Annotated in this window: 21 protein-coding genes; 14 read left to right on the top strand and 7 right to left on the bottom strand. The window is 29.6% G+C overall.

The window, feature by feature from the left end; all coding sequences use genetic code 11:
• Positions 1-96 precede the first annotated feature (96 nt).
• The 4 genes from CLV86_RS10045 to CLV86_RS10030 are packed head-to-tail and all read left to right on the top strand — an operon-like array spanning position 97 to position 1,822.
• Positions 97-498 (top strand): hypothetical protein, encoded by a 402-nt coding sequence (locus CLV86_RS10045; RefSeq protein WP_076732402.1) that lies wholly within the window; start codon positions 97-99, stop codon positions 496-498.
• 5 nt (positions 499-503) lie between these two features.
• Positions 504-944 carry a hypothetical protein gene (locus CLV86_RS10040; protein ID WP_121052061.1) on the top strand — a complete coding sequence of 147 codons (441 nt, stop codon included), beginning with the start codon at positions 504-506 and terminating at the stop codon, positions 942-944.
• A 10-nt stretch (positions 945-954) separates the two neighbouring features.
• Positions 955-1,500 (top strand): hypothetical protein, encoded by a 546-nt coding sequence (locus CLV86_RS10035; protein ID WP_121052059.1) that lies wholly within the window; start codon positions 955-957, stop codon positions 1,498-1,500.
• A 4-nt stretch (positions 1,501-1,504) separates the two neighbouring features.
• Positions 1,505-1,822, top strand: coding sequence for a hypothetical protein (locus CLV86_RS10030; RefSeq protein WP_076732399.1), 318 nt, complete (start codon positions 1,505-1,507; stop codon positions 1,820-1,822).
• Between the two features lie 14 nt (positions 1,823-1,836).
• On the opposite strand, the gene CLV86_RS10025 is transcribed toward CLV86_RS10030, so the two are convergent.
• On the bottom strand, positions 1,837-3,987 hold the full coding sequence (locus CLV86_RS10025; RefSeq protein WP_121052057.1) for a TonB-dependent receptor: 2,151 nt from the start codon (positions 3,985-3,987) through the stop codon (positions 1,837-1,839).
• A gap of 132 nt (positions 3,988-4,119) precedes the next feature.
• Entirely contained in the window at positions 4,120-5,394 is a 1,275-nt protein-coding gene (locus tag CLV86_RS10020; RefSeq protein ID WP_121052055.1) for an NAD(P)/FAD-dependent oxidoreductase, read from the bottom strand.
• 269 nt (positions 5,395-5,663) lie between these two features.
• Between CLV86_RS10020 and CLV86_RS10015 the strand changes: the two genes are divergently transcribed.
• A complete protein-coding gene (locus CLV86_RS10015; protein ID WP_076732396.1) occupies positions 5,664-6,158 on the top strand; it encodes an RNA polymerase sigma factor in 495 nt (164 codons plus the stop codon).
• A 4-nt stretch (positions 6,159-6,162) separates the two neighbouring features.
• Positions 6,163-6,789: a hypothetical protein gene (locus CLV86_RS10010; protein ID WP_121052053.1), complete on the top strand. Its 627-nt coding sequence runs from the start codon at positions 6,163-6,165 to the stop codon at positions 6,787-6,789.
• Positions 6,790-6,808: 19 nt separating this feature from the next.
• Here the strand turns inward: CLV86_RS10010 and CLV86_RS10005 are convergent, their stop codons facing one another.
• From CLV86_RS10005 to CLV86_RS09995, 3 genes are all read right to left on the bottom strand, one after another.
• On the bottom strand, positions 6,809-8,017 hold the full coding sequence (locus CLV86_RS10005) for a sensor histidine kinase (RefSeq protein WP_121052051.1): 1,209 nt from the start codon (positions 8,015-8,017) through the stop codon (positions 6,809-6,811).
• A gap of 87 nt (positions 8,018-8,104) precedes the next feature.
• The gene (locus tag CLV86_RS10000; RefSeq protein ID WP_076732393.1) at positions 8,105-8,911 is read right to left on the bottom strand and encodes a lysophospholipid acyltransferase family protein; all 807 of its coding nucleotides are present in this window, start codon (positions 8,909-8,911) and stop codon (positions 8,105-8,107) included.
• A gap of 43 nt (positions 8,912-8,954) precedes the next feature.
• Positions 8,955-9,596, bottom strand: a complete 642-nt coding sequence (locus CLV86_RS09995; protein ID WP_076732392.1) for an NUDIX hydrolase — start codon at positions 9,594-9,596, stop codon at positions 8,955-8,957.
• Positions 9,597-9,598: 2 nt separating this feature from the next.
• On the opposite strand from CLV86_RS09995, the gene CLV86_RS09990 reads away from it, so the two are divergent.
• Positions 9,599-10,315 (top strand): peptidylprolyl isomerase, encoded by a 717-nt coding sequence (locus CLV86_RS09990; RefSeq protein ID WP_121052049.1) that lies wholly within the window; start codon positions 9,599-9,601, stop codon positions 10,313-10,315.
• A gap of 26 nt (positions 10,316-10,341) precedes the next feature.
• Here the strand turns inward: CLV86_RS09990 and CLV86_RS09985 are convergent, their stop codons facing one another.
• The gene (locus tag CLV86_RS09985) at positions 10,342-10,938 is read right to left on the bottom strand and encodes a trimeric intracellular cation channel family protein (RefSeq protein WP_121052046.1); all 597 of its coding nucleotides are present in this window, start codon (positions 10,936-10,938) and stop codon (positions 10,342-10,344) included.
• Positions 10,939-10,984: 46 nt separating this feature from the next.
• The gene (locus CLV86_RS09980; protein ID WP_121052378.1) at positions 10,985-11,701 is read right to left on the bottom strand and encodes an RDD family protein; all 717 of its coding nucleotides are present in this window, start codon (positions 11,699-11,701) and stop codon (positions 10,985-10,987) included.
• Between the two features lie 35 nt (positions 11,702-11,736).
• Between CLV86_RS09980 and CLV86_RS09975 the strand changes: the two genes are divergently transcribed.
• From CLV86_RS09975 to CLV86_RS09945, 7 genes are all read left to right on the top strand, one after another.
• Positions 11,737-12,729, top strand: coding sequence for a stage II sporulation protein M (locus CLV86_RS09975; RefSeq protein ID WP_121052044.1), 993 nt, complete (start codon positions 11,737-11,739; stop codon positions 12,727-12,729).
• A gap of 1 nt (position 12,730) precedes the next feature.
• Positions 12,731-13,618 carry a hypothetical protein gene (locus CLV86_RS09970; RefSeq protein ID WP_121052042.1) on the top strand — a complete coding sequence of 296 codons (888 nt, stop codon included), beginning with the start codon at positions 12,731-12,733 and terminating at the stop codon, positions 13,616-13,618.
• A 1-nt stretch (position 13,619) separates the two neighbouring features.
• Entirely contained in the window at positions 13,620-14,354 is a 735-nt protein-coding gene (locus CLV86_RS09965; protein ID WP_249037470.1) for a DUF4129 domain-containing protein, read from the top strand.
• Between the two features lies 1 nt (position 14,355).
• On the top strand, positions 14,356-15,585 hold the full coding sequence (locus tag CLV86_RS09960; protein WP_121052040.1) for a DUF4350 domain-containing protein: 1,230 nt from the start codon (positions 14,356-14,358) through the stop codon (positions 15,583-15,585).
• Positions 15,567-16,550: an AAA family ATPase gene (locus CLV86_RS09955; protein ID WP_121052037.1), complete on the top strand. Its 984-nt coding sequence runs from the start codon at positions 15,567-15,569 to the stop codon at positions 16,548-16,550. Before CLV86_RS09960 ends, CLV86_RS09955 begins: the two co-directional genes overlap by 19 nt.
• A 4-nt stretch (positions 16,551-16,554) precedes the next feature.
• The gene (locus tag CLV86_RS09950) at positions 16,555-17,886 is read left to right on the top strand and encodes a DUF58 domain-containing protein (RefSeq protein WP_121052035.1); all 1,332 of its coding nucleotides are present in this window, start codon (positions 16,555-16,557) and stop codon (positions 17,884-17,886) included.
• Between the two features lie 122 nt (positions 17,887-18,008).
• The gene (locus CLV86_RS09945) at positions 18,009-19,328 is read left to right on the top strand and encodes an OmpA family protein (RefSeq protein ID WP_121052033.1); all 1,320 of its coding nucleotides are present in this window, start codon (positions 18,009-18,011) and stop codon (positions 19,326-19,328) included.
• The last annotated feature ends 87 nt before the right edge of the window (positions 19,329-19,415 follow it).

Here is a 19,415-nt window from a genome sequence, read left to right as displayed (position 1 = left end):
ATAAAACATTACATTCCTTAACAATTTGGAAGCATAAATTTTAAAATTAATTACTTAACTTTAAGCTGCTATTAATTTAACTGTAAAAACTAAACAATGGATTATACATTAATTGTGCAAATTGTTATTGGCATAACCATTTTATTCCTAATACTTTTTAATATCTATTTGTATTTTAACGATGTAGAAAATGACACTGTAAATTTTCTAATCAAGCGTTGGGCATACCATAAATATTTTTTTCTAACAACTGCTTGGGGAATTTTAGGTGGACATTTTTTTTTAGGAACAGAAGTTCCACTTTTAGGACCTAACGCCTGGCTTCCTGTTGTTTTAGTAGTTGTTTTATTAATTGCCTTATTAATAATAGGATTAAAACAAGACAAAGATTTTGTAATGAAACGACGTATACAATTACTACTATTAATTTTGGGAGTTATTTATGGTCACTTTTTTTGGTCGCAGCGTCATCTAGATTATTTAGACATATTTAATTAAAAATCATGCAAAACTTAGAAACGTATTTTGAAACACATCCTAAATTAGTTCGCATAGTACAATATATTTTAATTGGCTTATTTGTAGTGCTAATTATATTCGATATTATTTTAGCGGCGACTAATAATATTACCATTAGCGAAGTTATTAAAGGTGAAACCGAAAAGGCATTTTTTGTACTTACTTATTTTTGGGGAGCAGTTGCTATAAACTTATTTTTTACACGAAAAAGCAAAAAATTAGTTCACGAAGTTACTGGCACAATTATACTTTTTTCAATTGCGGCATTAATTTATTTTTTAAAAATTGGACCTTTTTTAATTGAAACTGTTGCAAAAATACCTAACCAACCAACACAAAACGAAATACGCATAGCACATGCAATATCTATGGCCTTTGGATTATTAATTGGGTATTTATTTTGGAGACAAGATCATGTGGAATAATCTAAAATGTATGGATTTAAATAAAAATAAAATATTAAGTAATACTATAAAAATGAAACCAATAAAACACCTTTTTTTAAAACACACACTACTTCTTTTTTGCGTATTACTTTTAGCTAACTGTAAAACCTATTTAGCACCTAGCTATAATCAAACAATTATAGATAAATCTACAGAGGCTACAACAGAGACTTTTTTATTTCTAGCAGAAATTGCTGGAGGTACAAATGAAGAAAGTTTTTCTAGACGAGAAAACACATACAACTCATTAATAAGCAAGTTTGAAACCTTAAATCTACTTGCTAAAGCACGACCAGTACCAAGCAACAAAACTACTGAGCAAATAAATAATTTATTAGCAGAACGTAATAGCCCAACCTCATCTAGCGATTACCCAAGTGCTTTTGCCTTTAATCGTATTGTAGAAAACTTGGTTAAAATGAAAGAAAAAGACCAATCTTCTGGTTTAAGCCCAATAGTAATAGAAACTTTTAAAGGTGAAATTAAAATATTTTTAGATCAAGCCGTTACCTACGAAAGCTTTTTAAAACGTTAATATTATGAATAACAAAACAGCTAACTTAATAGATTCTATAAAAAACGTAGCTTCTAACATATTAGAAAAAGATATTGCTTTGGTAACAGGTTTTAGCGAGCGACAAGCAGAAGCTATTTCTAAGCAAGCTCTTATTATAAAAGCAGGTATTGCTACTGGAGAAATTGAAGACGATCTTATCGGTTTCTTTCTCGATGGCTTAAAGCATATGGTTACCAACTTTGTTAACACACTAAAAGGAATTCTTAAAGTTGTTTTAGAAAAAGTATGGAATGGTATTGTTACTGTTCTTTATGAAGCTATTGGGATTTTTAATGTTTAAATATAAAATAAAGTTTACAAATTATCCAGCTGGTTATCATTGCCGTTTTCGCTAATAGTCCAAAAGAAACCTACAAAAAAGAACTGATCTGCGGCAGGACGCAAAGCACGACTAGCAAAATTATTATTTACATCTGGCGTATTTGCATATTGGTAACCGTTTACGTTTTTAAACCCTAAAGCGTTGTTAAAAGAAAAGTATAAAATTTTCTGCGGACTTAATAAATACGCCCAATTTAAACTTAAACTATTATAGCTTTTGGTTTTTTCATTTAAAAAACCAGCTTTATTTGGGTTGGTATAAGTTCTCCCAGAAGCAAAACTATAACTTACACCTAATTGACTTTTCCAATTTTCAATCCAATATTTTCCAACCACAGAAAGGTTATGCTTATTAGCAAAATTAGGTTGTGCAGCCGTTAAGTAATTTTTATAATCTCTTTCTGTATCTAAATAAGAGTAACTTAACCAATAATCGATATTCTTTATGCTCTTATTATCACGGTAAAATAAATCTAATCCCTTAGCAAATCCAGTTCCTAAATTATTATAATTACTTTCCAATCCAGCAAATTCTGTATTATATTTTACTAAATTATTATAACCCTTATAATAAGTTTCTGCTCTAAATATTTTACCATCGTTATTGTATTGGTAATTTAAAATATAATGTTGTGTTTTTTGTGCTTTTAAATCTTGTTCAAACTTTAAAATACTACTGTTTGGATTTTGATAAAAATCGCCATAGGCTAAAGATAATTGGCTTTTAGCTCCTGTTTTATATGCTAAAGACAAGCGTGGTGCAATACTAGTTTCTTTAAATAATTGGCTATATTCTGTACGCAAACCTGCTTTTAAAGCTATTTTTTTAGAGAAAATTATATCGGTTTCTGTAAATATTGAAGCAATATTATTTTTAAATCCATAATCTAAAGGCGCCATTAACTCGTTATTAAAATCTTCGTTAAAATCTGTTGCAAAATATTCTGCTCCAAAATTTAGTTTAAAACGATTACTAAAGCTTTTTCTAAGTTTTAGCTTAGCATGAAAAGAGTTTTCAATATCATCAATATTACTATTATCTATATTCATTTTGCTTTTAGCATGAGTATAACTAATTCCTGTAGCTAGTTTCCATCTGTTTTTTAACTTTTCGGTATAAGAACCATTAAAATAAAGGTTTGCATTATTTAGTTTAAAGTGCATTCCTTCTGGTTGATTGATGTCTTCTTGAATGAGTTCAAAATTTGTTGTATCGAAAGCTGAGTACAATTTAAGCAGCCCATTATTAGTTTTATATCTGTAAACAGCTTCTCCAGAAAAATTTTCAGGAGATTTTTTCCAATCGTTTCTATCTTTAAAGATGGCTTGATATGGTTCTAAATTAATATAAGAAGCATTAACACTTAACGCGCTTTTGTCCCATTTTTGTGTATTGCCTAATGTTGCTCCCAACGTCATAATACCAATGTCGGTTTTTTCTTGTTCTGGCTCGTCTATAGTATTTAATAATAAAACACTTGATAAGGCTTGCCCATATTCTGCACTGTAACCGCCTGTAGAAAAAGTAATACCATCAAACAAAAAAGGAGAATAACGTCCGCGAGTTGGTGTGTTATTTGTAGAAGGTGAATAAGGTGTAAACACGCGAATACCATCTATAAAAATTTGAGTTTCTTCTGCCTCACCACCACGAACAAATAATCGACCATCTTCTGCTACTGTTGTAGTTCCAGGTAAAGTTTGTAAAGCACCTACATAATCGCCAAGGGCACTTGCGGTAGTAACAACATCTAAAGATGTTAAAGCTGATACTTTACTATTATCGCCTGCCGAAAAAGTACCTGCCGAAAGCACTACTGTATCCAACGCGTTTACATCTTCTCGTAACGTTATTTTTAAATTGTTTAAAGTAGAAACATCTCCTGTTAATGTGTATGTTTCGAATGAAATAAAAGAAATATTTAAAGTTTGTGTTCCTGTTTCTGTTGTTTTAAAAAAAAAATTACCTTCTGCATTGGTAGTTGTACCGTCGTAAGTTCCTTTTAAATAAACATTGGCACCTTCTATAGGATTGTTTTTAACATCTATAACTTGTCCTGTAATAGTTTGTGCAAAGCATTGACCACTGATTAATGTGATTAGAATTGCGGTAATAAATTTCATAATTGTTGCGTTTTTGGTTAACTAAAAAATATTTTCAGCCTGATTGATGGTCCAAAAATGCAACCGAAGTTTAGTTTTTAAAATTGATTATTACCGAATTGTTGTTTTTAAATGATGAAATGTATTTGTTCTCTATTTTTTATTAAAAGGCCTAATTATTAATCGTGCTGCTTTATCAAAATTTATATAGTTATAAGTCCAATTAAAAAAAATAATTACACGATTACGAAAGCCTACAAGCGACATTAAATGTACAAACATCCATACAAACCAAGCAAAAAAACCAGAAAACTTAAAATATTTTAAATCTACCACTGCTTTATTTCTACCTATTGTAGCCATTGAACCTTTATCTTTATATATAAAAGCTTGCATAGGTTTTCCCTCTATTAGTTTTAAAATATTTTTACCTAACAATTTTCCTTGTTGAATTGCTGGTTGTGCTACTTGTGGGTGTCCTTTTGGGTATGCTTCTGTTTCCATATAAGCAATATCACCTAAGGCAAAAATAGAGTCTACACCTTTTATTTGGTTGTATTGGTCAACTTTATAACGGTTAGAACGTTCTTGTAAAACTTCTGCATTTAAACCATAAACTGGATCTCCAGTTACACCTGCTGCCCAAATAAGTGTTTCGCATTCTAAAGTTAAATTTGTATTTGTGGTTACTGTTTTACCATCATAATCTTTAACCTGTGTGTTACAGTGTACTAAAACGCCAAGTGCCTTTAAAAAGTGTTCTGCTTTTTTAGATGCATGAGAACTCATTGGTGGCAACACACTTTTACCTCCTTCTAGAAGATAAATTTGCATCATCTCTGGATCTAAATCTCTGTAATCTCTTGGTAAAATATTATTTTTAAGCTCTGCAATGGCACCAGCGAGCTCAACGCCTGTTGGTCCTGCTCCAACTATTACAAAATTAAGAAAGGCTTTTCTTTTATCTTTATCGCTTGTTATTGCTGCTTTTTCAAAATTTTGAAGAATTAAACTTCTAATATCCAAGGCTTGCGATACTTCCTTCATTGGCATACTGTGGGTTTCTATTTTTTTGTTTCCAAAATAATTAGTTTTTGTACCTGTAGCCAAAACAAGATAGTCGTAATTAAGGTTTCCTATACTTGTATTAATTGTTTTATTTTCTGTATCTATATTATTTACCTCGGTTAATCTAAAAAAAGAATTTTTATGCTTTTTTAAAATTTTACGTAAAGGATAAGCAATAGAATCTGGTTCTAATCCTGAAGAAGATACTTGGTAAAGTAGAGGTTGGAAAGTATGGTAGTTATGCTTATCTAGCAATACAACTTGTACTTTTTTATTAGCCAGTGTTTTAGCAAGATTGATACCAGCAAAACCGCCACCAACAATTACAATTCTTGGAAGATTAGTTTTGGGAATATTCATAAAAAAAAGAGATTTTATACTATACTCAAAGATACAATATAAGCTTTATAAAGACTATTTATTTTATTTAGAATCTATGGTTTTTAACACTATATTGGCTTGCGTTAAGGATTGAAAGGTTTGTTTGAGCTCCTCGCAGAGAGCGAGCCTTGAAAGCCTGACCAACCGGAGCTTTTTTGCGGAGGTTGGGAACGCCAAAAATTAAATTATAAAAAATTTGTAACATATTTTACATTTATTCTACTTATAGTGTAACCTAACCAAAAACATTGAATAAAGAACTTGAACATAGCTTTGTAGAACTGCTGGAAAAACACCAGAACATTGTGCATAAAGTGTGTAGATTATATACTAATAACTACGATGCGCATAATGATTTGTTTCAGGAAATTACCATACAGTTATGGCGTGCGTATCCTAAATTTCGTGGAGACTCGAAGTTTAGTACGTGGATGTATAGAGTAGGTTTAAATACGGCTATTACATTATATAGAAAGTCTAAACGTACTATAAATACAACAGAGTTTGATACGGTACAGTTTAAAATAAAAGCGGAGGATTATGATGATACCGAAGAACAACAATTAAAACTTTTATATAGTGCTGTACACCAATTAAATGATATTGAAAAAGCTCTTGTTTTCTTGTATTTAGAAGACAAAAATTATAAAGAAATTAGCGAAACAATGGGTATTACTGAAGTGAATGCTAGAGTAAAAATGAATAGAGTGAAAACAAAATTAAGAACCATTTTAAATCCGTAAACATATGGATGAATTAGATTTATTAAAAAAACATTGGCAGAAGGATACTGTTGAAGAAAAGCGATTAAGCTCTAAAGAATTGTATCCTATGTTATGGAAAAAATCGTCTTCTATTGTTAAGACGCTTTTTTACATTAGTATTGCCGAACTTATATTTTGGATTGCAATTACTTTTCTACCAAAATTATCTGCTTCTTATAGAGCAAAGGTTGAAGCTACGCATGTTAATGAAGGTTTATTGTTAGGTTTAACAATTTTAAGCTTTACCGTAATATTAATATTTATTTACTTACTGTATAAAAGTTACAAAAGCATATCTGTTACAGATAATGCTAAAAAACTTATGGAAAGTATTATTAGTACTAGAAAAGTAATAAAATACTATGTGGCTTATAATTTAATTATGGCTTTTGTTTCTATGGTTTTAGGCTCTTATTACGCAACAAAAACAGATCCTAAATTAGAAGAAGTAATAACTAAATTAGATACTAGTGGCAAAATTACAGTTGCACTTATTATGCTAGTAACCACAATAGTTTTTGTTGGTTTAATTTGGCTTTTTTACAAGTTAATTTACGGTGTTTTAATGAAGCGCTTAAACCGAAATTACAATGAGCTTAAAAAAATGTAGGTTTAGAAATTAATAATTTTTAAGTTAAATTTTTACTTATTGTAAATTGAAAAGAGCTCCCTAGATTTAATTGAGAGTTTACCACAATAGTTCCATTGTGGAGCTCTACTATTTTTTTACAATGCGCTAAACCTATTCCTGTTCCGGTATATTTATTGTTTTGATGTAATTTTTGAAAAATAAGAAATATCTTTTGTTTAAATTTTTCGTCGATTCCTATACCGTTATCTTTTACTGTAAATTTATAGTTAGATTCTTTTTCTTCTGAAAATATTTTTACAATTGGAGCAACATCGGGTTTTGAAAACTTAATTGCATTGCTTATTAAATTTTGAAATAAAAGTCTTAATTCTACTTCAAAAGCATAAATTACTGGTAATTTTTCTATAATAATATTTGCTTTATATTTTTTAACCAATGCGTCAAGATCTTGTAATACTTCGTTTACAAGAAGGTTACAGTCTATTTTTTTTAATTCTGGTTTTTGACCTAGTTTTCCATAATCAAGCAATGCATTTACGAGCTCTTTCATTCTATATGAAGCATTATGGATATACTTAAAATTTTTTTTCTCTAAATCGCTTAAAGTATTATTAGGTTGATCTTCCAACATGTCTATAAGACTAATTACCGTATTAATTGGCTCTTGCAAATCGTGCGATGCTATATAGGTAAACTGCTCTAATTCTTTGTTTTTTTCTTCTAATGCTTTTAAAGACTGTTCTAATAACCGTTTACTTTTTCGAAGTCTTAACAAATTCATTACCTGTTTTGAAAGCGCATCTAAAGATAGTATTTGGTCTTTTGTTAACGTTTTTGGCTTGTTATCTATTACACAAAGAGTCCCTAAAGGATAGCCGTTTTCGCTAATTAACGGTACTCCTGCATAAAAAACTATATTTGGGTCTCCAGTAACTAATGGGTTATCATGAAAGCGCTCGTCTTTTCTAGCGTCTTCTACAATAAAAATATTATTAGAATCATTTATAGCATGTGCACAAAACGCATAATCTTTAGGTGTTTGGCTTGTTTCTAAACCATGGTGAGATTTAAACCATTGTCTTTTATCATCTAACAAACTTACCAAGGATATTGGTGTATTACATATTTGCGAAGCTATTCTTGTTAAATTATCATAATCACTCTCTGGTAAGCTGTCTATAATAGAATAAGATTCTAGGTCTCTAAGCCTTTCTTCTTCATTATTATGCTTTTTAGGTGTAATCATAATTCTTATATTTTTTAACAAAAAACAGCATCACTATTTTAAAAGCAAGTAATCATACCAGAATTTTAAAATAAATGTTTGGTTTTACTATGAGTCTAACCATTCTCTTTGTTTATTAAGTTCTTCTTGGGCTAACAACTCTTCTTGTGGAATAACTTTTAAAAATGAAGGATGTTGCTCGATAGCATATTCTATTTTCTCTACAATACTGTCTATAGATTCATTATCGTAATCGATTTCTAATGGTTTTTTAATTTCAAAAGATTGGTAGACGTTTTTCTTTTTTATAAATAGTCCTTTTTTATCGAAAGAGCGTCTAAAACCATCTATTACAATTGGTACTACTACTGGCTTATATCTTTTAATAATATGTGCTGTTCCTTTACGAATTGGCTTAAATGGTGTTGTTGTACCTTGCGGAAATGTTATTACCCAACCATCTTCTAAAGCTTTAGAAATAGCAGAAATATCACTCATTTTTACTTGCCTATTTACATCTTTACCTTCGCTTCTCCATGTACGCTCTATACTAATAGATCCTGTGTAAGCAAATATTTTAGGTAAAATACCCGATTTCATGGTTTCTTTTGCAGCAACGTAATACATGTTTAATTTCGGGTTCCATAAATAACCAACATTTTTAATAGAATCTTCTCTATTACTTAAACTTGCGTTAAATACATGAAACATTGAAAATACATCTGCAAAATAGGTTTGATGATTAGATATAAATAAAACGTTAGTATCTGGTAAATCTTTAATAATTTCGGAGCCTTCAATTTTTAAATTATTAAAACCTCTAAAGCGCCTATGAGAAAGTAAGCCCAAAATTCTAATGAGCCACTTTTTCACAAATAATATATGTCCGAAAGGATTTCGTTTAAATAAACCCATAAATTTTAAAAGTTCTAGGATATACAAATGTAGCGAAATCCAACTATTTAAAGCTAGCCTTTAACAAGTCTTTCACTTCACTTAACATCATTGCTGTTGCTCCCCAAACCAAATGATTCTTTAAACCATAAGCTGGAACACTCACTTTCAACCCATTAGCCATAGATACTGTTTTAGTTGTTAATGCGTTTTTATTTAAAAAATCTTTAAGCTTTACTTCTAATAACGCTTCTACTTCGGTTTCTTGCTTTATAAAATTTGGTGTTTTTTCTACGTAACCAATAAAAGGCTTCACATTAAAATTACTTGGTGGAATGTACATTTGTGTTAACGCTCTTAAAACAGTTATTGTATTTTGTTTTACACCAATTTCCTCTTCTGTTTCTCTTAACGCTGCTTGTTTATTTGTTTCGTTTTTTTCTAATTTTCCTCCCGGAAAACCAACTTGTGCAGAGTGTACACCTTTATAGGTTTTTCTTAAAATAAGAATAATACATGTTTCGCCTTCGTTATTTGGATAAAACAATGCCATTACAGCACTATTTCTTGCTTTCTTTATTCGTTCGGCTTGCATTTTTATTAAATCTGCTCGGTATGGAGGAGACATTTTAAATTGTGAAGTTTCACCTGGTAATGGTAAATTTTCTATTTTTACAATAGATTTTAAAAACGATTCAAATTTCATTTATGAGACTAGTTCTACTTTTTAGCTTAATTTTATTATTTAACTGTGAAGATAAAAAAACTAAACCAAAACCTGTTAAAAGTAAAGTTACAAAAGTTGATACGATAGCACCTGAAATAGAAGAAAAAGTTATAGAAATAGATAGCTCTAAGCTTACCTTAGAAGAACGCTACCTTCCACTAAACGATGATAATGCCATGGATTTTTTTGAAGAGTATGGCAAAATTAATAAAGAAAACAAAGTACGTATTTATACCAAATTTGGAAATATTGATTTAGAACTTTTTAATAAAGTTAAATACCATAGAGCCAACTTTATTTTCCTTACAAAAAACAAGGCTTTTGATGGTACACAATTTCATCGTGTGGTAAAAAACTTTGTTATTCAAGGTGGCAATAGTGATGAACCTGAAGTTTTAAAAAAACGCAGAAAAATGGGACGTTATCTTTTACCTCCAGATGTTAGATATGGTTATAAACATAGAAGAGGTACAATTTCGATTCCTAGTGGAGAAATTGAAAATGCCTACAAATTAGCTTCTCCATTTGAATTTTTTATTACTCAAAAAAATCAATTTCATTTAGATGGAGAATACACTGCCTTTGGACGTGTTATAAAAGGTATGGATGTTGTAGATAAAATTGCAGACCAAGAAGTTGATGGTGGACATTGGCCAAGACATAATATTTATATTAATAAAGTTGAAGTAATAGATTAATTTATTTCAAAAAAAATAGTACTTACTTAATACAAATTTGGTAACCTCAACTTAAATTTTACTGCTAAAATACGAGTAATAATTACAACTAATCCTGCTATAATAAAAACAAAATTTCCTTCTAAAGGTAAACGTTTTATAATAAAGTAAACAATACCACCCAATATACAGGCTGTTGCATAAATTTCTTTCCTAAAAATAACAGGAATTTCATTACATAAAATATCTCTTATCACACCTCCAAAACAAGCAGACATTGTTCCTAAAGCAATACAAATAATTGGATGCAAACCTGCCGAAATACCTTTCTCTACTCCTACAACTGTATATAAACCAATACCAATAGTATCGAATAAAAATAGTGACTTACGTAAATAGTCGATTTTAGATTTAAAAATTATAGCCATTATTGTAGAAGCTAACACTACATAAACAAAAGTTATATCTTTCATCCAACTTACAGGAGTTTCTCCTATTAAAATATCTCTTAAAGTTCCACCTCCTACAGCAGTTACAAAAGCAATAATTAATATTCCAAAGGCATCCATTTTTTTATTTAACGCAACTAAAACTCCAGAAATGGAGAAGGCAATAGTTCCTAAAATATCTATTATATAAAACATTACTTTTTGCGGTCTATTATTAATATAATTTTACAAAAAGTAAAATTTACATATTCTGTGTATAATAATTATAATCTTTAATTACAGTATCTAAAAAAGCTATAGGCTGTTCTTCTGGTTCAATCTCCATAATATCCTTCACTTTAATAAACAATTTTAAGATTACATTATGGTTTCCATTTCTTTTAGCTTCATCAAACAAATTTTTAATAGTTTGTATTTCAGAATCTTTAAACAAAGTTACTTGACTATATGTTGGCACATAATCTGGCTCAATATCTCTAATAATAGTATCTTTAATAGAAACTTTTCTTTTTTCTGAAATTACTGTTGTTTGCGCTGCAATGTCGCCTATTCTCTGCCCATTTCCTTTTAACAATATTACAAGTGCTGCCAATCCTCCTGAGGTTAAAACTACATCAATAATACGCAATAGCCAACGCACAAGATAATTAGCAAAAGTTGGCTTAGAACCATCTAATTTTACCACCCTTATCTTCATTAGATTTTTACCAACAGTCTGGCCATTCCAAAAAGTTTCAAGTAATACATAATATAAAAATGCAGGTAAAGAGACCAGCAAATAGATAGCCCAACTATCTCTAAAATCTAGTTCTAATAATACTAATAATAGTATAGTAGCAAATAAATAAAAATAAATAATAAATGAATCTATTAAGTAAGCCCACATTCTATCCATTATATTTGCTGCATTTTGAATAATGGCAACATTTTGGGCGGTTTCTATTTGAAATTCTTTCATATTTTCTTTTCTTTGAAAGCTTAATAAGATATTACATGCGTGAAGCTGCTTTCGTAAAGCAAAATAAAGATAAATGGTTAACATTTGAAAATGTTCTTTCAAATAATATACTAATTTCACCAGACGAACTTTCTAGTTTATATATTGAAATAACAGATCATTTAAGCTACGCTAAAACTTTTTATCCAAATAGCAACACAGAAGCTTATTTAAATGGCTTAGCCTCTTCTGCTCACCAAAAAATTTACAAAACTAAAAAGGAATCTAAAAACAGATTAATTACCTTTTTCACTCATGAGTTTCCATTAATGTTTCGCCAGCACCATCGCGAATTATTGGTTGCTTTTTTAGTCTTTATATTATTTGTTGTTATTGGAGCTTTTTCGGCTGCTAACGAAGGTGATTTTGTTAGAAGTTTTCTTGGTGATGGTTATGTAAACATGACTATGGAAAACATAGAAAAAGGTGATCCAATGGGTGTTTATAAAGAACAAGGTGAGTTTAATATGTTTTTAGGTATTACATTAAACAATATTAAAGTGGCTTTAATGGCTTTTGCATACGGCATTATGCTAGGTATTGGTTCTTTATTTATTATGATGCAAAATGGCATTATGCTTGGCAGTTTTCAATATTTATTTTACGAGCAAGGTTTACTTTGGCAGTCTGCAAGAACCATCTGGATTCATGGTACCATAGAAATATCTGTAATAATAATTGCAGGATGTTCTGGGTTAGTTTTAGGAAATGGTATGCTTTTTCCTGGAACTTATACACGCTTAGAATCTTTTATTAAAGGTGTTAAAAACGGACTTAAAATATTAGTTAGTACTATTCCTTTTTTTATAATAGCAGGATTCCTAGAAGGTTTTGTTACAAGACATACCGAAATGCCCGATTGGCTAGCCATTACAATAATTATAAGCTCACTAACTTTAATAATTTTTTACTATATAATTTACCCAATAAAATTATCTAAAAAAGAAAAACTAAAACAAGAATTAACCAGAAATAAAACCACCATTTAATATGAAACAGTTTATACAATTTAAAAAACAGCGAGAGTTAGGAGAAATGATAAGTGATGTTTTCGCATTTTTAAGAAACGAATACAAACCATTTTTCACTTTAATATTACAGATTACATTACCATATTTAATATTATTTTTTGTTGGGTTAGGTTTTATGCTTTACAGTTTTGGAGATTTAACATCTGTACTAGAAGGAGCCTCTACTTTCGATACTGAAGAAATGGGCTTTTTAACGCTTGGTATATCTATATTAGTACTTGTTATTGCAGGAATAATGGTATACGCTCTAGCATACTCTGCAACGTTACATTATGTAAAATCTTATACAGAAAACAATGGCACTATAAATACAAGCCAAGTAAAAACAGAAGTAAAAAATACATTTTGGAGTTTTATAGGATTAAGTATCCTAAAAGGTCTTGCCTTGTTTGTAGGATTTATGCTATGCTTTTTACCAGGAATTTATCTTGTAGTACCAATGGCTGTAGTGTTTTGCATCATGATTTTTGAAAACAAAAGCGTTATGGATGCCTTTAGTGATAGCTTTAAATTTGTTAAAGACGAATGGTGGATGTCATTTTTAACATTATTTGTTGTCACGCTTTTAATTGGTGTTATTGGTTTTGTACTTAACCTTCCTGCAACCATTTACACTTATATAAAAATGGGTATATTTTCTGGAGAATTTAATCCAGAAGCTAATCCGCTTGCCGTATATAAAGATCCAATTTATATTATTTTAAACCTTGTTAGTTATGCATTTAAATTCTTTTTAAACTTTATAACAATAATAGTAACAATCTTTATTTACTATAATATTAACGAAAAGAAAAACCACACTGGTACTTTTGAGCAAATTGATTCTTTAGGAAACACTCAGCAATAACATGCAATTATTAAGATTTCTTTTTTTAATACTGTTTATTGGTAATTTTGGCTATGCTCAAGATGCTGTTATTATTGATGATAATACTGCTCCATATTACCAAAAACAAGATATTAGTAAAGAAAATCTTGATACTTATAAAAATAAAAAAGCTTTTAATTACGAAGAAAAAGTAGCTGATGAAGATTCTCTATGGACAAAATTTAAACGCTGGTTAAAAGGCATCTTATACAGGTTCTTCTCCTCTATTTTTGGTATGGATGCCGCCACAGGTATTTTATGGTTTATATTAAGAGTTTTACCATATATAGTTTTAGCCATCTTAATATTTTTATTAATAAGGTTCTTTTTAAAAGTAAATAGCAGAAATCTAATTTATGGCGAACAAAAAAAGGCCGAAATTTTATTTACAGATGAAGAACAAATTATTAAAAATGAAAATATAAACGCACTAATTGCCGAAGCCGTAAAACAAAACGATTACAGATTAGCGATTAGGTACTACTATTTATTAGTAATAAAAGAACTCTCTGAAAACAATATAATAGACTGGCAGCAACAGAAAACAAACGAAGATTATATAAAAGAAATAAAAACTAATAGCATACAAATGCAGTTTGAAAAAATCACCAAAATTTACGATTACATATGGTATGGTGAATTTAAAATAGATGCTATTAAATTTGAAAACTTAAAGCTAAATTTTATAAATCTTAATAATCAAGTAAAAAAATAATTTGGATAGAAGAGGCAAAATATACATTATCCTAACTGCTTTAGTTGTTATACTTATTATAATTATTGAATATAATAAGCCACAGAAACTAAATTGGTTTCCTAGCTATGCTAAACACCACAAAATTCCATATGGCTCTTATGTATTTTACGACCAATTAGAACGTGTTTATAATAATAACATAACAGATACAGAGCGTCCACCTTTTGAGTATTTAACCAAAAACGATTCTATTTCTGGCACATATTTCTTTTTAAACGGAATTATAGATTTCGACGAAGCAGAACTTAACAAAGTACTAAATTGGACAGCAAAAGGAAATACTCTATCAATTGCTTCAACTACAATTTCAAAAAAAATTTTAGACACCTTAAATTTAGAAACCTCATTAATAAGTAATTTTAATAATTTCGATAACATTTTCGATGTACAATTAAAAAACAAAGACTTAAACAATCAACAAAAATACACCTTTACAAAAGCAAACTTTTTAAACTATTTTTCTGTAATAGATTCTACTAAAACAAAAGTAATTGGTACAATTTCAAACACAGAAAAAAACGATTCAATTATACCAGAGCAACACATAAATGTTATTAAACAAACATTTGGTAAAGGTGAAATTACATTAAATTTATTTCCGCAGGCATATACTAATTATTTTATTTTAGAAGATAATAACAAGGATTACACAGCAGGATTGCTATCCTATTTAAACACTAATCAACCGTTGTATTTTGATAAGTATTATAAATCTGGAAAAAAAGTAGCAACATCTCCTATGTATGTGTTTTTAAAAGCTAAAGAGCTACGCTGGGCATATTACATTATGATAATTGGAGCATTATTTTACGTTATTTTTGATGGTAAACGTAAACAGCGTGCTATACCAATTGTAAAACCTTTAAAAAATCAAACTTTAGACTTTACACGTACTATTGCAAATATGTATTACGAAAGTGGTAAGCATACAGATATAGCACAACATAAAATTCAGCATTTTTTAGAATACATTAGAACAAGCCTACATTTAAATACCAATACCATAGACGATGCTTTTATTAAAAATTTAGCATCACGTAGTAATAATACAATAGAAGACACCAAAGCATTATTTAAAGATATAGAAACAATATCTAGTAGCACAAAAATAACAGCAGAAGCTTTAGAAAACCTAAATGCTTCTATAGAAAACTATAAATCCAATAACACATGGACAACCAAGATTTAGAATTTAATAACAGAATTCCTTTAGAAGATTTAAAAAATGCAGTAGAAGCCATTAAACTAGAGCTAGGCAAAGTTATTGTTGGGCAACAAGAATTTATAGAATTATTAATTGTAGCACTTTTAGCAGATGGTCACGTTCTTATTGAAGGTGTACCAGGTATAGCAAAAACTGTTACAGCAAAGCTGTTTTCTAAAGTGTTAAAAACCGATTTTAGCCGTATACAATTTACACCAGATTTAATGCCTAGTGATGTATTAGGAACTTCGGTTTTAAACATGAAAACTTCAGATTTCGAATTTCATAAAGGTCCTATTTTTTCTAATATTGTTTTAATAGACGAAATAAACCGTGCTCCTGCAAAAACGCAGGCCGCTTTATTTGAAACTATGGAAGAAAGACAAGCCACCGTAGATGGTACAACCTATTCTTTCGAAGCTCCATTTATGGTATTAGCTACACAAAATCCAATAGAGCAAGAAGGTACTTATGCTTTACCCGAAGCACAATTAGACCGCTTTATTTTTAAAATTAAAGTAGACTATCCTACGTTAGAAGACGAAATTAAAATTATACAAACACATCATGACCGTAAAGGCGAAAAACCTCAAACATTAATAAAACCTATTTTAAACGCTCAAGAATTAGCAGCATATAAAACAAAAATTCAATCTATTGTAGTTGAAGAAAAAATAATAAAATACATAGCCGAATTGGTTTCTAAAACTAGAAATCATCCACACTTATATTTAGGTGGTTCTCCAAGAGCTTCAATTTCTATATTAAATACAGTAAAAGCTTTTGCAGCAATTAATGGTCGTGATTTTGTAACACCCGAAGACGTAAAAAAATCTCTAAAACCAGTATTAAACCATAGAATTATTTTAACTCCAGAACGCGAAATGGAAGGTATGAGTACAGAAAATGTTATCGATATGATTGTACAATCTGTAGAAGTGCCTAGATAACCACATGAAATTTATTAAATCTCTATATTTACATAATGGTTTCTTTGTCTATTTGGCAAGTGCTGCTGTATGTTTTTTATTATCGTATTGGATACCTATGCTATATCCAATAGCTTGGATAATTACAACTGTAATTATAGTGCTATTTTTAATGGATTTACTTCTGCTCTATCGTATTAAAGATCCTATTTCTGCTAGACGATTATTACCAGAAAAGTTTTCGAATAGCGATGAAAATCCGGTACCCATTACAATAACCAACAAATATCCATTTAAAGCAGAAATCTCTATTATAGACGAGTTACCTATACAATTTCAAAAAAGAGATTTTTATTATGTAACCACACTAAATCCAAACGAGGTACATGATTTTACATATAGTGTTAGGCCTGTAGAGCGTGGCGAATATTATTTTGGCTATTTAAATATTTTTTGCTCTTCTTCTTTAAAAATTGTAAAACGAAAATTTAAGTTTCAAAACGAGCAAATGGTAGCCGTTTATCCGTCTTTTATTCAAATGCAGAAATACGATTTTCTTGCTATGAGCAATAATTTAACAGAATTTGGCTTAAAGAAAATTCGCCGTATTGGTAATACTTCAGAATTCGAACAAATAAAAGATTATGTTCAAGGTGATGATTTTAGGACCGTTAATTGGAAAGCCACAGCCAAAACAGGCAAGTTAATGGTAAACCAATATCAGGATGAAAAATCGCAACCCATCTACTCTATAATAGATACAGGACGCGTAATGAAAATGCCATTTAATGGTTTAAAACTACTTGATTACGCTATAAATTCTACTTTAGCTTTTAGTAATGTAGCATTAAAAAAACACGATAAAGTTGGTATGCTTACGTTTTCGAAAACAGTAAATTCATTTTTACCAGCTATTCAAAAACTAACCTATTTAAATACTATTTTAGAACGCTTATATAATATCGATACCAAATTTACAGATAGCGATTATGGTCTTTTATACGCACAATTAAAACGAAAAGTTACGCATAGAAGTTTACTTATGCTATATACTAATTTTGAACACATTAGCGCTTTAAAAAGACAATTACCATATTTACAAGCCATTTCAAAAAAACATTTATTAGTTGTTATTCTTTTTGAAAACACAGAGCTAGATGCACTTATCGCCGAAGATGCAGAAAACTTGCAAGCTATTTACCACAAAACTATAGCCGAGAAATTCTCTTTCGAAAAACGTTTAATGGTAAAAGAACTTCAAAAATATGGAATTCAAACCATTTTAACTGCTCCAGAAAAATTAACAGTAAACACTATTAATAAGTATTTAGAAATTAAAGCCAGAGGTTTACTTTAATTTAAAAAATTGTTCTTTATCCTTAGTTTAAGCGTTTTAATCGCTAAAGTTTCATTTATTTTTTAAAATTATAATTTTTAGTATATCTTGCTATTGCTATTAATTAATTCAAATAAAACCCAATGAAACCGTTTAGCTTTTTTTTTCTAACAATAGCTTTTATTCTAAGTATTCAATTTACTAATGCACAAACCATAAATAATCCATGGATAACAAGCTTTGGAGCCAATGCAATTAACAATCCTTTACGCGAACAAGAAGCTGGTTTAGCACGTTTTAAAACTTGGAATTTAAATGCTGCAGGATTTAGACTATCTGCAGGCCGATTAATTAAACATCGAGTAACTTTTGAAGCTGTTGCTTCGTTAAATAGCTTAGAAGAAAACTTTCCAACAGAAGAAACTGCAAATTTAGAATTCCCATATATTTCTTTAGATGGGATGTTTAAATATCAATTTACAAATGGACTAAAAATATTAGATCCTTACATTACAATTGGTGGTGGTTATACCTGGTTAGACACTATTGGAGCAGGAACAGTAAACGGTGGAATTGGCACAAATATTTGGGTAGGTAACTCCTTTGGATTTACTATTCAATCAACATACAAACATGCTTTTGAAGATTACGGCTTAAAACATTGGCAACACTCTGCCGGTATTGTATTTCGTTATGGTGGAAAAGATAAAGATAAAGATGGCATAAATGATGATGAAGATGCATGTCCAGAATTATTTGGAACCTTTGAAACAAATGGATGTCCAGATACAGATAAAGATGGTGTAATAGACACAGAAGATTTGTGTCCTAATGATTATGGACCTTCTACAATGCGTGGTTGTCCAGATAATGATGGAGATGGTACACCAGATAAGTACGACAAATGTCCTAAAGTTAAAGGTGAAATTGAAGACGATGGTTGCCCAGTTTTTGACACCGATAAAGATGGAGTAATTGACAGAATAGACAAATGTCCACAACAACCTGGACCGCCTCAAAATGGTGGTTGCCCAACACCGCAACAAATACAACAACAAAAAACAGCAGAACGTCAAAAAATTATAGACCGTAACAATAAAATTAAAGCACAAGTTATTAGTCAATTAGAAACTTTTGCAAAAAACATTAAGTTTGAAAATGGTAATACTATTTTAACTAATGACGCTAAAACTAATTTAGATAAAATTGCAGATATTATAATCTCTCAACCAAATATGAAATTTCATATTGCCGGACATACTGATAGTGTTGGAAATAATGAAAATAATATGCTACTTTCAGAGAAAAGAGCTAGCGAAGCAAGAAAATATTTAATTTCTAAAGGTGTAAATTCAAAAATTATTACCTCTCAAGGTTACGGTGAAAACAAACCTATAGCAGATAATAATACTAAAGACGGAAGATTAAAAAATAGACGTATAGAAATATTTATTGTTAATTAACACTTGGTCTCTTAAAAACTACAGTTCGGTTTATTATTTTTTAGTGTAAGCTATTTAAAAATGATATTTGATTAATCAATAACATTA

It is taken from the genome of Lacinutrix venerupis (assembly GCF_003663945.1).
Taxonomy (GTDB): domain Bacteria; phylum Bacteroidota; class Bacteroidia; order Flavobacteriales; family Flavobacteriaceae; genus Lacinutrix; species Lacinutrix venerupis.
The sequence above is the reverse complement of the archived record's forward strand: the minus strand, read 5'-3'. Positions and strand labels throughout refer to the sequence as shown.